Genomic DNA, 14,326 nt, shown 5'->3' on the forward strand with positions numbered 1-14,326 from the left:
GGCTAGACGCTCTCGTGCCAGGTGCGGCCGTCACGCTCGATGAGGGCGATGGCCGCCGACGGTCCCCAGGTGCCGGCGGTATAGCCCCGCACCCCCTGGGCGAGGTCTTCCCAGGCGGCCACGATGGGATCGATCCACCGCCATGCCGCCTCCACCTCGTCGCGGCGCATGAACAGGGTCTGGTTGCCGCGGATCACGTCCATGATCAGCCGTTCATAGGCATCCGGGTTGCGCACGGAGAAGGACTCGGCAAAGCTCATATCGAGCGGCACATGGCGCAGGCGCATGCCGCCGGGACCGGGATCCTTGATCATGATCCACTGCTTCACGCCCTCGTCGGGCTGCAGGCGGATGACGAGCTGGTTGGGAAACACGCGGCCGGCCTGCTCGCCGAAGATCGAATGCGGGATGGGCTTGAACTGGATGACGATCTCGGAGACGCGCGCCGCCAACCGCTTGCCGGTGCGCATGTAGAAGGGCACGCCGGCCCAGCGCCAGTTCTCGATCTCGGCCTTGATGGCGACAAAGGTTTCCGTATCGCTGGCGCCGCCCTCCAGCTCTTCCAGATAGCCCTTCACGGCGCCGCCGCCGGAAGCGCCGGCGCGATACTGGCCGCGCACCGTCACCCGCTCCGCGTTGTGCCGGTCGATGGGCCGCAGCGCACGCAGCACCTTGAGCTTCTCGTCGCGCACGGCATCGGCGTCGAGCGAGGCCGGCGCCTCCATCGCCACCAGGCACAGGAGCTGCAGAATGTGGTTCTGCACCATGTCGCGCAGTGCCCCGGCCTTGTCGTAATATCCGGCCCTGCCTTCGAGCCCCACGGACTCGGCCACGGTGATCTGCACGTGGTCGATGTGGGCGGAGTTCCACAAGGGCTCGTAGAGGGCATTGGCAAAGCGCAGCGCCATCAGGTTCTGCACCGTCTCCTTGCCCAGATAGTGGTCGATGCGGAAGATGCGCGTCTCGTCGAAGACGCGGCCCACCACGGCGTTCACCTCCCTGGCCGTCTCCAGGCTGCGGCCGATCGGCTTCTCGACGATGATACGCGACGTGGGCGTCGCCAGATCGAACCGCTCGATCTTGTCCACGATGTCGCCGAAGATGCCGGGCGCCACGGCGAGGTAGAAGGCGCGGACATGCCGGCTGTCGCCCAGCTTTTCCTTCAGCTTGTCGAAGCCCTTGCCGGACCTCGCGTCCGCCGGAACGTAAGACAGCCGTTCCAGAAAGCGGGCCAGCTCGTCGTCCTCGATGTCTTGGTTGGCCACATGGGTGCCGATCGCCTCCCGGGCAAAGGCGCGGAACTGCTCGTCGCTGAGCTCGGAGCGGGAGGAGCCGATGATGCGCGTCGGCTCCGAGAACTGGCCGGCGCGCTGGCGCTGATAGAGCGCCGGCAGGAGCTTGCGCTCCGAAAGGTCGCCTGTCGCGCCGAACACCACGAGATCGAAGGGATCGACCGGTATCGTCTGGCTTGTCATTGTCGCTCCGCCTGCGCTTGGTCGCCGTAAGGGCCCATTATTCGAGGATGCTCTTAGTCTAATCGATTTAAGAATGCCAGTTAAGAATGCCGGCCCCGATGCCTTCCCGATGGCGGGGCGATCCTCCCTGCCTCGTCACGATCGGCAGCGGCAGGCTTTCCCGCCGCGCCGGACTCGGGCAGGATAGGCCAGCGGAGCCGCAATACAAGCCGTGCAGGCGGGATTGGCGGCCCGGAAGGATGGGATCGGCAGGGAAATTGCGATGCGACTGAAGGACAAGGTGGCGATCATCACGGGGGCGGCATCTGGTTTCGGAGAGGGCATGGCCAGGCGCTTCGCCGAAGAGGGCGCAAAGGTGGTGATCGCCGACCTGGATGCCGCCGGTGCGCGCCGCGTGGCAGGCGAGATCGGCGCGGCGGCTCTGCCCGTTGCCGCCGACGTCTCGCGCAAGGCCGACGTGGAGGCCATGGTGAAGGCCGCGCTCGACGCCCATGGCCGCATCGACATCATGGTCAACAATGCAGGCTTCACGCACCGCAACTGCGGCCTTGTCGAGGTGGACGAGGAAACCTTCGACCGCATCACCGCGGTCAACATGAAGGCGATCTACCATGCCGCGCTTGCCGTCGTGCCCGTCATGGCGGGTCAGGGCGGCGGGGTGATCCTCACCACCGCTTCCACGGCCGGGCTGCGCCCGCGCCCCGGCCTGACCTGGTACAACGCCTCCAAGGGCTGGGCGATCGCCGCCACCAGGTCGATGGCGGTGGAGCTGGCGCCCAGCAACATTCGCGTCAACTGCCTGTGCCCGGTGGCCGGGGAGACCGGCATGCTCTCCCTGTTCATGGGCGAGGACACGCCCGAGAATCGCGCCCGGTTCCGCGCCTCGATCCCGCTCGGACGGCTCTCCACGCCGCTCGACATTGCCAATGCCGCGCTGTGGCTGGCTTCCGACGAGGCAGCCTTCATCACCGGCGTGGCGCTGGAGGTGGATGGCGGGCGCTGCATCTGATAGAGGCGGGGCGTCCCGCCACTTCGAAACCCGTTTTTCATGACCTACGACCAGATCTTTCTTTTCACGCTGCTCGGCCTCGTCTTCGCCCTTCTGGTGTGGGGCCGGATCCGCTACGATCTGGTGGCGTTTGCCGCCCTCATCGTCGCCGTCGCGGGCGGCGTGGTGCCGGCCGATCATGCCTTCATGGGCTTCGGCCACGAGGCCGTTGTCATCATTGCGCTGGTGCTCATCGTCTCGCGGGCCATGGTGAACGCCGGCGCGGTGGAGCTTGTGGCCCGTTTCGTGCTCTCGGCCGGGCGTTCCCTGTCCACGCATATCGGCATCATGTCGGTGGTGGGGGCCGCCCTTTCCGCCGTCATCAACAATGTCGCCGCGCTCGTCATGCTTATGACCCTCGACATGGAGGCAGCGGAGAAGGCCAGGCGGCCTGTCGCGCAGTCGCTCATGCCGCTGTCCTTCGCCACGATTCTGGGCGGCATGATCACCATGATCGGCACGCCTCCCAACATCGTGGTGGCCCAGTTTCGCGACAGGGCGCTGGGTGCGCCGTTCTCCATGTTCGATTATTCCCCGGTCGGCCTCGTCTGCGCGCTGGTCGGCATCGCCTTCGTGACCACCATCGGCTGGCGCCTGATACCCGACACGGGCAAGCGCGCCACGGCCGGCGGGGGCGGCGAGACCGGCCTGTTCGTCGTCGAGGCGGGGGTCAAGGAGGGGTCCAAGGTGATCGGCCGCTCGCCCTCCGACCTCTATCCCCTTGCCGACGAGCACGACGTCTCGATTCTCGGCCTGGTGCGCCGCGGCAAGCGCCTGCCGGGCTTTGCGGCCAGCGAGGAGATCCGCAAGAGCGATCATCTTGTCCTGGAGGGCGACCCGAAGTCCATCGAAGCCTTCATCGGCGCGGCGGGCCTGAGCCCGGCGGGCGCCGACGAGCACGGAGGGCTGACCGGCAAGTCGCTGACGCTGGTGGAAGCCATCGTGCCCGACAATGCGCGCATGGTGGGCCGCACTGCCCTCGACCTGCGGCTGCTCTACCGGCGCGGCGTCACGCTGCTGGGCGTGTCGCGCCAGGGCCGGCGCTTCCGCGAGCGCGTGCGCAACCTGCCCATCCAGCCCGGCGACGTCGTGCTGCTGCTCGGGCCGGAGAGCCGTGTGGCCGATGCGGCCGAGTGGCTCGGCGTGCTGCCGCTCGCGGAGAAGAGCCACACCGTGATCCAGCGCAGCAAGGCGCTGTTCACCATCGCCGTCTTCGCCATCGCCGTCGCTCTAGCGGTGGCGGGGCTTCTGCCCCTCGCCGTAGCGCTGGCCGGGGCGGTCGCCGTCTATGCGCTGTTCAGCGTGGTCGGCCCGCGGGAGGTCTATGAGGCGGTGGAGTGGCCGGTGATCGTGCTTCTGGGCTCGCTCATTCCGCTCGGCCTGGCCCTGGAGGAATCGGGCGGCACACGCCTCATCGCAGAGGCCATCGTGGCGCAGACCGGGGCGCTGCCGGCCTGGGCAATCCTGGCCATTCTGATGGTCGTGACCATGACGCTGTCGGACTTCCTCAACAACGTGGCAACGGCGCTGATTGCCGCCCCCGTGGGGCTGTCGGTCGCCCGCGCGCTCGACGTCTCGCCCGATCCCTTCCTGATGGGGGTCGCGGTGGCCGCCTCCTGCGCCTTCCTCACGCCCATCGGCCACAAGAACAACACCATCATCATGGGACCGGGCGGCTACCGCTTCGGGGACTACTGGCGCATGGGCCTACCGCTGGAGCTCCTCATTCTCGCCGTCGGTGTGCCGGCGATCCTGTTCTTCTGGCCACTGTGAGGGCGGCCGGCGAAGGGATTCTCGCAGGAAGTCGATCACCACCCGCACCTTGCGGGGGAGGAAGGCGCGGCTGGGATAGACGGCGTAAGCGGCTGTCTCGAAGGTTGTGGCCGTGACGTCGTGGCCAGGAAAGAGATCGACCAGTGCGCCGCGTTCCAAGTCACTACCGATCAGCCAGTCCGGTAGCAGCGCCGGGCCGAGTCCGGCCAACGCGGCATCGCGGATGCTGCCCACCGGGGAAAGGGTGAGGTCACCGTCAACCGGCACGTCCTCCAACCTGCCGGACGGTTCGCGGAAAATCCAGCGCGAGCGATATGCGGGAAGGTCGAAGAGGATGCAGCGGTGTTTTGCCAGTTCCGTGGGCACCGCCACCGGATGCCTGTCGCGATAGTCGGGGCTGGCGACGACGCGGTATCGCGTGTCCGCAAGCTTGGCGGCGACAAGGTCGCCCTCGACGCGCGGGCCGAGCCTGACGGCGAGATCTATGCGCTCCGCCACGAGATCGAGATTGGCATCGCTGAAGATGCAGTGCAGGCCAAGCTGCGGGTATCGCATTCTAAGCGCGCCCAGGAGCGGCACGATGCGGTGTTGGCCGAAGGCGATCGAGGCCGTCAGGCGCAGCGTCCCCGCCGGCAAATCTGCCGCCGCCCGGACCTCGCCCCTGGCCAGTTCCAGCTCGGCCAGCACCGGCTCGATGCGTGCCAGGAAGCGCTCCCCCGCCTCCGTCAGGCCGATGCGGCGCGTGGTGCGCTGAAAGAGCCTGGCGCCGAGCTCCGCCTCCAGCGCCTTGATGCCACGGGAGACGGAAGAGGGGTCGAGGTCGCGCTTCTTTGCCGCCGCGGCGAAGCTGCCGCTGGCGACGACATCAGCGAAGAGAGAAAGCTGCTCCGTATCCATTCATGTAAATATCGCATGAAACTTGTGCAGGACAACGGATTTAATGCACAAACCATCATGTGCATCCTCGCGCCGGTTCTACCAGGCAAGAGAGGTCGACATGCATTCCTTCCAGATTCACACGCCCGATACCGCGCCCGAGCCGTCACGCGCCTTGCTTCGCGAGGTGGGCGAGAACTGGGGATTCATTCCCAATTTGCACGGCGCGCTGGCCGCCAGCCCTGCGGCGCTGAAGGCCTACGAGGCCCTGTTCGCACTGGCCGAAGAGACGGACTTCACCCCGGTGGAGCGGCAAGTTGCATTCCTCACCGTCTCGACTTTTCATGGCTGCGAATATTGCGTGGCCGCCCATACATTCCTGGCGCGGCAGGCGGAATTGCCGGAAGCGGAGCTTGCGGCGTTGCGCGGCGGCCGGCCGCTGGAGGATGCACGGCTGGAGGCGCTGCGCCGCTTCGTGCTGGCGCTCGTGCACGAGCGGGGCAAACTGGAGGCACGGGAGGTGGAAGCGTTCATGCACGCTGGCTACGAGACCCGGCACGTCCTCGACCTGCTTGTGATCATCGCTGCCAAGACCGTCTCCAACTATGCCAACCATTTGGTGGCCACGCCGAAGGAGACCTTCATGGCCGACCCGGCCCTTGCCTGGAGCGCCCGGAAATGACTGCTGTCGCCATTCTCGGTCTGGGTGCGATGGGCGTACGCATGGCTGGGCGGCTTCTCGCCGCAGGTCATCAGGTGATCGTCTGGAACCGCACGCCGGACCGGGCAGAGCACCTTGTGGAAGGCGGCGCCCGTTTGGCTGCATCGCCCGCTGAGGCCGCCGCCATATCCGAATGCTGCATTGCGATGGTGCGCGACGAGGAAGCCTCCTGCGCGGTCTGGCTGGGAGAGGGCGGGGCGCTGGCCGCGCTGCCCGAGGAGGCACTCGCGGTCGAGTGCTCGACCGTTGGCCCCGCCTGGGCGCGTACGCTTTCCGCTCGTGCCGCCAGTCGCAGCATCGGCTTTCTCGATGCGCCCGTTGTCGGGTCGCGGCCCCAGGCGGAAGCAGGAGAGCTGATATTCCTCGCCGGCGGCGATGCGGCAGCGGTGGAAAAGTTCCGTCCGCGCGCGGCGGAAATGGGCAAGGCGCTGCGTCACTGCGGGGAAAGCGGTGCCGGGGCAGCGGCGAAGCTGATCGTCAACGGCTTGTTTGCCGTCCAGCTGGCGGCGATGGCGGAGATGATCGGCCTGGCGGACGGCATTGGGGTCGATGCCGACAGGGTGTTGCCTATCCTGTCCGATACGGCGGTCTTCAGCCCGGCGATGCGCGGGGCGGGAGCTGCCATGCTGGCTGGCGACTGGAAGCCGCTCTTCCCGATCGACCTGGTGGCGAAGGACTTGAGGCTCGTTGCCGATGCCGGGCGGGAGGGCAGTGCTGCGACGCCGCTGACGGCGCTTGCCATGCAGATCTATGCTGAGGCGAGAGACGCGGGCCTGGGCGGGGACAACATTAACGGCATCGTGCAGCGCTACCGGCCTGCTTGCTGAGGTTTTGGCCTGAGGGCAGTCAGATCCTGTCCCTCAGCGCATACCAGTTGAGCGCCAGGAACAGGAGGAGGGGGCGCAGGCGCTGTCCGCCGGGGAAGGGCGGGATCTTCAGCTCCTTGAAGAGGTAGAGCCGGTCGCGGTTTCCCGTCACGGCCTCCGCATAGAGCCGGCCCATGAAGTTCGCCAGCAAGACGCCATGGCCGGAATAGCCGCCCGCCGAAATGACGCCGGGCATCACCTCGCGTACGAAGGGCCGTCGCGGAACGGTGATGCCCACATAGCCGCCCCAGGCGTGAGTGATCTCCACATCCCCGAGCGCGGGATAGATTTCGCTGATCTGGCGTCGGATCTGCGAGCGGATGTCCTTCGGGTCGTTTCTCGAATAGGCCTCGCGGCCACCGAACAGCAGACGCCCGTCCCGCGACCTGCGGAAGTAGCGCACCACGAAGCGCGAGTCGTCAACGCTCTCGCCCCCCGGCAGCACGGGGCTGTCCTTGCCCAGCGGCACGGTCGCCCCGATGAAGGAGCCGATGGGCATGAGATGGGCCGCAGTGACGGGCTCCAGCGTTTCGCCATAGGCGTTGGTTGCCAGCAGGCATCTTTCGGCGGTGATCGTCCCATGCGGCGTGGCGATTCGCACCTTGCCGGCCGCCGTGGAAATTCTTTGCGCCTTCGTCTGCTCGAAAAGCCTGGCGCCCGCCGCCGCTGCCACACGTGCCGTGCCCACAACCAGCTTGAGCGGATGGATATGGCCGGTGCCCGTGTCGCGCGTGCCGCCGAAATAGCGTGTGGAGCCCAGGCGTTCCGCCGTCTCCTGCCGGTCCATGAAGGCGATGTGGGGATAGCCGAAACGCTCCGCCATGATCTCGGCATGCGCCCGGTACTCGTCCACATAGCGCCGCTTGTGCGCGACGGAAAGCTGGCCGGGCATGTAGTCGATCTCGATGCGATTGGCCGCGGCGAAGTCGAGAAGATGCGCCTTGGCCTCCTCCGCCAGGTCGAAGAGCGCCTTGGCGCGGTCAAAGCCCAGCTCGGCCTCCAGCTCCTCCGCCCATGCGCGCTGGCCGGTGCCCAACTGGCCGCCATTGCGCCCCGAGGCACCGTCGCCGAAGCGATGCGCCTCCACCAGCGCGACATCGACGCCCGCCCTGGCGAGATGCGCGGCGGCCGACAGACCCGTGAAGCCGCCTCCGACAATGGCGACGTCCACGGCAAGATCGCCGTCGAGCGGCGGATAGTCCGGCCGCTCGCCCACCGTCGCTTCGTACCAGGAGTAGCCAGGGGAAATGGGGGATTGGTAGGGCATGTTCCGAGCGAAGAGTGAGGGGCCGGCAGCAAGGATGAGGAAACGGGCAGGCCGAACCTGCCGCGCGCTGAAGATCACACGTTCAACAACAGATATTCCCGCTCCCAGGGGCTGATCACCTTCATGAAGGTCTCGAACTCGGCTCGCTTGATCGCCGCATAGGTGGTGGTGAAGGATTCGCCCAGCACCTCGCGCAGCGCCTCGTCGCCCTCGAACAGCGCCACGGCTTCCAAAAGCCCGCGCGGCAGCTCGATTGCATCCTGGTTCACGGCGGTGCCGGCCGGCGCATCGGGCTCGATCTTCTCCAGAATGCCGATAAGCCCGCAGGCCAGCGAGGCGGCAAGCGCCAGATAGGGATTGGCGTCGGAGGAGGGGATGCGGTTTTCCACGCGCCGCGACTCCGGGTCCGAGCGCGGCACGCGGAAGGCGGTGGTGCGGTTGTCATAGCCCCAGCGCGTGTTGACCGGGACGGCGCTGCCCTGTGTCAACCGCCGGTAGGAGTTCACGTAAGGGGCGAGCATGATGAGAGCATTGGGGATGTGGCGCTGCAGCCCGCCGATGAAGTGGTGGAAGATTTCCGTCTCGCCGCCGGCTTTATCGGAAAAGGCATTGCGGCCGTCCTTCGCCCACACCACCGACTGGTGGATGTGCATGGCCGAGCCCGGCTGGTCCTGTATGGGCTTGGCCATGAAGGTGGCATAGGTGTCGTGCTTCAGTGCCGCCTCGCGGATGGTGCGCTTGAACAGGAACACCTGATCGGCAAGCTCCACCGGGTCGCCGTGTCGAAGGTTGATTTCGAGCTGTCCGGCCCCCTCCTCGTGTATCAGCGTGTCGATCTCCAGACCCTGCGTCTCAGAAAAGTGGTAGATGTCGTCGATCAGCTCGTCGAACTCGTTGACCCCGGCGATGGAATAGCCCTGGCCGCCGCCGATCGGCCGGCCGGTGCGGCCGACGGGCGGGGTGAGCGGGTAGTCGGGATCGGGATTCTTGTCCACCAGATAGAACTCGATCTCCGGCGCCACGATGGGCTTGAGCCCGTGCTCGGCATAGCGTTCCACCACGCGCCTCAAGACGTTGCGCGGGCTGAACTCGACCACGCGCCCGTCCTGGTGCACCAGGTCGCAGATCACCTGCGCGGTGGGGTCGCTCTCCCATGGCACAACAGACAGCGTGGACAGGTCCGGCACGAGCTTCAGATCGCCATCGTCCTCCGGATAGACGAAACCGTTTCCGCTTTCCGGGTACTCGCCGGAGATGGTCGTCATGAAGACGGCCGAGGGCAGCGCCAGGGAGGTGTTGGAGGTGAATTTTTTCGACGGCATCATCTTGCCGCGTGCAACGCCCGCCTGATCCGGCGTGATGCACTCGATGTCCTCGATGCCGCGCCATTCCAGCCAGGCAGTGGCCTCCTTCCAGTTCCTGACACCGCGCAGGTTTCTCAGAAATGCCGGCGTGCGAAGCTGCCCGCTTCGCTTGCCGCTGCGGCTTGCCTTTTTGTCGTCCAGCATCAAGCACCAGGGATTGCTTCGGATGATCAAGTATAGACGGCGGGTGATCGGGAAGGGAAGGGGGGCTTTTCACCATCCCTGAAGACCGCTTCCGCCCAGGCCCATGGCATGGCGCGTCACGCCGATGCTGCACTGCATAAATGCATGGCCGGCATGCCTGAAACCCGCTACCTCCACACCCTCCCGGCCTTTATATCCATGCTGCAGTGCACAGTGACAGGAGAGCAGGATGCGCATGCGTCGCTTCATGGCCGGCTTCGGCGAGTTCTTCGATACGGTGGGCAGCGCCATCGCGGTATCGGCTGCGTTGCGCGACCGCAGGCCCGCCCGCCCGGACGACCTGATGCGTCTTGGCATCGACCCCGAGCGGTTTCGCGAGATGACCCGCCGCTGAACCTTTACAGCATTTTGCAGCCAGATGAGATCATCTGGCGTCACACAAATGCAGCAAAAACAAAGAGATGGACCGGATCAGCGTTTCATTGAAACGATGAACCGGTCTAGCGGCGCACAAAGGTCAGATAGGCGGGCCTGCGCCCCTCGCGCAGCGCCTTGGCCTCATAGCGCGTGCCCGGCCAGCCCTCATAGGGCCTGCGCCAGTCTTCCGCGCTTTCCGCCCGCCAGTCGAAGGCGGGGTGGGCGCGGCAGTGAAGCAGCGTCCAGTTCACATAGGTGTCGATGTCGGAGGCGAAGCGGAAGATGGCTCCGGGCTGCATGACGCGCGCGAAGCGGTCGAGATTGGCCTGGCCGACGAAGCGCCGCTTCCAGTGCTTCTTCTTCGGCCAGGGATCCGGGTACAGCAGGTCGATGCCGGAAAGACAGGCATCCGGCAGCCAATCGAGCAGCGCGGCGGCATCGTCGTCATAGACGCGCAGATTGGCTGGAACCTTTTCCCCCAGCGCCGACAGCAGCTTGGCCATGCCGTTGACGAAGGGCTCGACGCCGATGAAGCCCGTCTGCGGATGGTGCTCCAATTCGCAGAGCAGGTGCTCGCCCCCTCCGAACCCGATCTCCAGCCGCGCCGCCTCCACCGGCCGCGCGAAAAGCGAACGGACGTCGGCCGGCGGCGGCTGGTGAAGGTCGAGACCGAGGCGCGGCAACAGCCTCTCCAGCGCCTCCTGCTGGCCGGCGCGCAGGCGCTTGCCGCGGCGGCGGCCGAAGAAGGCTTCGCTCGCCCTTTCGGGGTGACTGGCCGTCATTGCCGCCTGCGATCCTCACGCGGCGGCGGCGAGGGCCTGTTTCAGCGCCTTGACCAGATCCATGCGTTCCCACGAGAAGGAGCCGTCGCGCCCCGGCTTGCGGCCGAAATGGCCGTAGGCGGCGGTCTTGGCATAGACGGGACGGTTGAGATCCAGATGCCGGCGGATACCGGAGGGCGAGAGATCCATCACCTGCCGGATGGCGATTTCCACCTCCTCCTCCGTCACGCGCCCGGTGCCGTGCAGGTCCACATAGACCGAGAGCGGCTGCGCCACGCCGATGGCATAGGAGAGCTGGATGGTGCAGCGCTCGGCCAGACCGGCGGCCACCACGTTCTTGGCCAGGTAGCGCGCCGCATAGGCGGCGGAACGGTCGACCTTGGTTGTATCCTTGCCGGAGAAGGCACCGCCGCCATGCGGCGCGGCGCCGCCATAGGTATCGACGATGATCTTGCGGCCCGTCAGGCCAGCATCGCCGTCCGGTCCGCCGATCACGAACTTGCCGGTGGGGTTGATGTACCAGTTGCAGTCCTCGGCGATGGCGATTCCGCCTTCCGACAGCGCTTCGCGGATATAGGGCTCGACGACCGCACGCACCTTCCTGTTGTCCCAGGTGGGGTCGAGATGCTGGGTCGACAGCACGATCTCGGTGACGGCGACCGGCTTTCCGTCGACATAGCGAACGGTCACCTGGCTCTTGGCATCGGGGCCCAGTTTCGCGGCCTCGCCCTCGCCCGCCTTGCGGGCCTCGGAAAGGCGCTGAAGGATGCGGTGGGCATAGTAGATCGGCGCGGGCATGAGATCCGGCGTCTCGCGGCAGGCATAGCCGAACATGATGCCCTGGTCGCCGGCACCTTCCTCGCCTTGCCGGTCGGCGGCGTTGTCGACGCCCTGGCCGATGTCTGGAGACTGGCCGTGCAGCAGCACGTCGATCCTGGCCGTCTTCCAGTGGAAGCCGTCCTGCTCGTAGCCGATGGAGCGGATGGCGCGGCGCGCAGCGGACCTGAACTTCGTCGGATTGATGACCGGATGGCCGCTCTTGTCCTTCATGATGTTGCCGGCCTTGTCGCGTTTCAGCAGGCTGTCCGGCACACGCACTTCGCCGGCGATGACCACGCGATTGGTGGTCGCCAGCGTTTCACAGGCCACACGGACCTTCCAGGGGTCCATGCCGACCTTTCTTGCCTCGCGATAGACCAGATCGACGATCTCGTCGGAGATCCGGTCGCAGACCTTGTCTGGATGACCTTCGGAAACGGATTCGCTGGTGAAGAGATAGTTCTTGCGCGCCACGGGTAACCCCTCTGAGAAAAAAGCCGGCACGGCGCCGGCATCTGGCGGGCATCTTGTTAGCCAATCGCCAGCGATCCGGTCAAGAAAAATGGCTTTCGCCGGCGTCTTCCGCGCCGCGGCGAAGGACGTTTCCTCGTTAAGGGAGGGCTATTCGCTGGCGGGGGTTTCGGCGGCCAGCGCCTTGACCAGTTCGAGAACGCGCCGCCGCACCTTGGGGTCGGAGATCTTCACGAAGGCACGGTTGAGCTGGATGCCCTCGGAGGTGTTGAGGAAGTCGGTGACGAAGGCCGCTCCTTCCTCCGCCATGCCCGGGGCCGGCGCGCCGTCCTCGCCGGGTGCGCCCTCGAAGAAGAAGGACACCGGCGCGTTCAGGATCGAGGCAATGGCCTGCAGGCGGCTGGCGCCGACGCGGTTCGTGCCCTTCTCGTATTTCTGGATCTGCTGGAAGGTGATGCCCAGGCTCTCTCCCAGCTTCTCCTGGCTGATGCCCAGCATGTTGCGGCGCAGTCTTATCCTGCTTCCCACATGGACATCTATCGGATTCGGTTTCTTCTTGTTGTTTTGCATCGATCCCTCGGTATCGGCTGGAGACACCCAACGAGCTCGCGCCTCACCTGCGGGTCCGCCCCCCGGCTGCAAACGCGTAAATTGTTAGCGTGCCAAATTGTTCGCGTACGCATATGTGGAGCGCTGGCGACCAATGTCAAATCGCTCGGCTACGTATGCTTAATAGCAATGAAAGAATGCCAAAAAGCGCGACAAATGTCAGCTCACGCATCCACATATGCCGGCTATCTACAATTTTTGCCCCTGAAAGCGGCAATTTCACGTCCAGAACGCCAGCCGCGCGGGGCCTCAGGGCGTCGATGATCCGGCCGTTGGCGTCGATGGCCGCCGAGGCGCCGCCGGCGGCCGCGACGATCAGCGGCAGCCCCGTTTCCACGGCGCGAAGCTGCGCCTGACGCAGATGCTGATAGACGGCTGGCGTTCCAGAAGACCCGGCAAAGGAAACCGGATTGATGACGAGGTGCGCTTCGCCCGCCATCTCCGCTCCGGGACCGGGGATGGCAGCCTCGGTGCCGATCAGCGGCAGTGCCCTTGTCTTCCCGCTGACCGGCAGCAGGCGGCGCCGGCCGTCCTGCGCAAGGCGCGCTGCCCCCGCACCTTCGAGAAGGGCACCCACCGGCCAACCGTCGGGAAAAAGCGTCGGATGCACCTTGTCCGAGGCATCGACGATCCGTCCTTCCTCGTCCACGACGACAAGCGCGCTGTAGAGATGCCGTGTGCCGGCCTCGGCGCGAAGGGCCCCGGCAAGCAGCACCTGTCCCTCCTCCACGGCGCCGGCCAGGGCGCCGAGCAGGTCCGGCCGCTCGGCCAGCACGAAGGGCACGGCCCTCTCCGGCCACAGGATGAGCCGGGGAGCGGAAGCTCCCTGCGTTCCGGGGCTGCGCGAAAGGCTCACATAGCGTTCCAGGGCCTTCTCGAATGGCTGTCCGGGCGTTTGTATTCCGGGCTGGACGATGCGCACCGCCAGCCACTCTGCGGCCTGCGGCGATGTGGCGAGCCGCACCGCGCCGTAGCCGGTCATGGCCGCTGCCAGCAGAAAGGCCATGGCCAGGCCGGCCTGCGCCTGCCGGCCGGTGGCCAGAAGCGCCGGTGCCGCGAAAACGAACACGGCAAGCGCGCCGACGCCCGCCACGCCCACGAGGCCGGCCGCCTGCATGAGAACCGGCACCGGCATCGCGGTGTAGCCGATGGCATTCCATGCCAGATCGGGGATGAGGCCGGCGCGCAGCCACTCCGCAACGCCGAAGCCGAAGGCCAGTGCAGCGATTCGGCCCGCCCCATCGCTCCACAGCCCGCAGGCCAGAAGCGTGGCCAGGCCGTGGAAAACGGCCAGAAGTGCCGGCAGGCCCAGCATGGCGAGCGGCGCAGCCCAGGCCGCAAGACCGGGTGTTGCGGAAAGGCCGGGCCCCACCCACCACAGGCCGGCCAGAAAGTAGCCGAAGCCGAACCACCATCCCACCGAAAATGCCGGCAGGAGCCGCGCAAGGCGGCCGCTGCCCTCCACGGCGCCGTCGAGCAGCCAGACAAGCAGCGGAAAGGCCAGGAAGCAGGCGGCGGTGAAGTCCACCGGGGCGAGCGCCAGCGAGGCGACGGCTCCGCCGAGAAAGGAGAGAAGCCGGCGCTGCCACCCCCATGCCAGGATCACTCGACCGGCAAGACGCTCCATCGCAACATCCGTCGTGGCGAATCGGAAAGACAGACTTACCAGCAGCCGCGCCCGGTTCCAAATGGCG

At 66.5% G+C, this 14,326-nt stretch carries 13 protein-coding genes; 5 read left to right on the forward strand and 8 right to left on the reverse strand.

Annotated features, from left to right (window positions below; translation table 11 throughout):
• Positions 1 to 2 precede the first annotated feature (2 nt).
• Positions 3 to 1,475, reverse strand: coding sequence for a glucose-6-phosphate dehydrogenase (zwf, locus tag NYR58_RS07480; protein ID WP_261519856.1), 1,473 nt, complete (start codon positions 1,473 to 1,475; stop codon positions 3 to 5).
• A gap of 262 nt (positions 1,476 to 1,737) precedes the next feature.
• Between zwf and NYR58_RS07485 the strand changes: the two genes are divergently transcribed.
• Positions 1,738 to 2,484 carry an SDR family oxidoreductase gene (locus tag NYR58_RS07485; RefSeq protein WP_261519857.1) on the forward strand — a complete coding sequence of 249 codons (747 nt, stop codon included), beginning with the start codon at positions 1,738 to 1,740 and terminating at the stop codon, positions 2,482 to 2,484.
• 39 nt (positions 2,485 to 2,523) lie between these two features.
• Positions 2,524 to 4,296: an SLC13 family permease gene (locus NYR58_RS07490; protein ID WP_261519858.1), complete on the forward strand. Its 1,773-nt coding sequence runs from the start codon at positions 2,524 to 2,526 to the stop codon at positions 4,294 to 4,296.
• Here the strand turns inward: NYR58_RS07490 and NYR58_RS07495 are convergent.
• A complete protein-coding gene (locus NYR58_RS07495; RefSeq protein WP_261519859.1) occupies positions 4,231 to 5,193 on the reverse strand; it encodes a LysR family transcriptional regulator in 963 nt (320 codons plus the stop codon). The genes NYR58_RS07490 and NYR58_RS07495 overlap by 66 nt on opposite strands.
• Positions 5,194 to 5,293: 100 nt before the next feature.
• Between NYR58_RS07495 and NYR58_RS07500 the strand changes: the two genes are divergently transcribed.
• A complete protein-coding gene (locus NYR58_RS07500; protein ID WP_261519860.1) occupies positions 5,294 to 5,854 on the forward strand; it encodes a carboxymuconolactone decarboxylase family protein in 561 nt (186 codons plus the stop codon).
• A complete protein-coding gene (locus tag NYR58_RS07505; RefSeq protein ID WP_261519861.1) occupies positions 5,851 to 6,720 on the forward strand; it encodes an NAD(P)-dependent oxidoreductase in 870 nt (289 codons plus the stop codon). The genes NYR58_RS07500 and NYR58_RS07505 overlap by 4 nt, the downstream gene beginning before the upstream one ends.
• Positions 6,721 to 6,739: 19 nt before the next feature.
• On the opposite strand, the gene NYR58_RS07510 is transcribed toward NYR58_RS07505, so the two are convergent.
• Entirely contained in the window at positions 6,740 to 8,026 is a 1,287-nt protein-coding gene (locus tag NYR58_RS07510) for an NAD(P)/FAD-dependent oxidoreductase (RefSeq protein WP_261519862.1), read from the reverse strand.
• A 74-nt stretch (positions 8,027 to 8,100) separates the two neighbouring features.
• Complete coding sequence (locus NYR58_RS07515) at positions 8,101 to 9,534, reverse strand: glutamine synthetase family protein (RefSeq protein WP_261519863.1); 1,434 nt, start codon at positions 9,532 to 9,534, stop codon at positions 8,101 to 8,103.
• A gap of 229 nt (positions 9,535 to 9,763) precedes the next feature.
• Between NYR58_RS07515 and NYR58_RS07520 the strand changes: the two genes are divergently transcribed.
• Positions 9,764 to 9,928: a hypothetical protein gene (locus tag NYR58_RS07520; protein WP_261519864.1), complete on the forward strand. Its 165-nt coding sequence runs from the start codon at positions 9,764 to 9,766 to the stop codon at positions 9,926 to 9,928.
• 106 nt (positions 9,929 to 10,034) lie between these two features.
• On the opposite strand, the gene trmB is transcribed toward NYR58_RS07520, so the two are convergent.
• The 4 genes from trmB to lnt all read right to left on the reverse strand — a co-directional run bounded on the left by trmB (position 10,035) and on the right by lnt (position 14,259).
• Positions 10,035 to 10,733, reverse strand: a complete 699-nt coding sequence (gene trmB / locus NYR58_RS07525; RefSeq protein ID WP_261519865.1) for a tRNA (guanine(46)-N(7))-methyltransferase TrmB — start codon at positions 10,731 to 10,733, stop codon at positions 10,035 to 10,037.
• A gap of 15 nt (positions 10,734 to 10,748) precedes the next feature.
• Positions 10,749 to 12,026: a methionine adenosyltransferase gene (gene metK, locus NYR58_RS07530; protein WP_315903327.1), complete on the reverse strand. Its 1,278-nt coding sequence runs from the start codon at positions 12,024 to 12,026 to the stop codon at positions 10,749 to 10,751.
• Between the two features lie 147 nt (positions 12,027 to 12,173).
• Entirely contained in the window at positions 12,174 to 12,593 is a 420-nt protein-coding gene (locus NYR58_RS07535; RefSeq protein WP_261519869.1) for a helix-turn-helix domain-containing protein, read from the reverse strand.
• Positions 12,594 to 12,729: 136 nt separating this feature from the next.
• On the reverse strand, positions 12,730 to 14,259 hold the full coding sequence (gene lnt / locus NYR58_RS07540) for an apolipoprotein N-acyltransferase (protein WP_261519870.1): 1,530 nt from the start codon (positions 14,257 to 14,259) through the stop codon (positions 12,730 to 12,732).
• Between the last annotated feature and the right edge of the window lie 67 nt (positions 14,260 to 14,326).

This window comes from Chelativorans intermedius, assembly GCF_025398255.1.
GTDB classification, from domain to species: Bacteria; Pseudomonadota; Alphaproteobacteria; order Rhizobiales; family Rhizobiaceae; genus Chelativorans; species Chelativorans intermedius.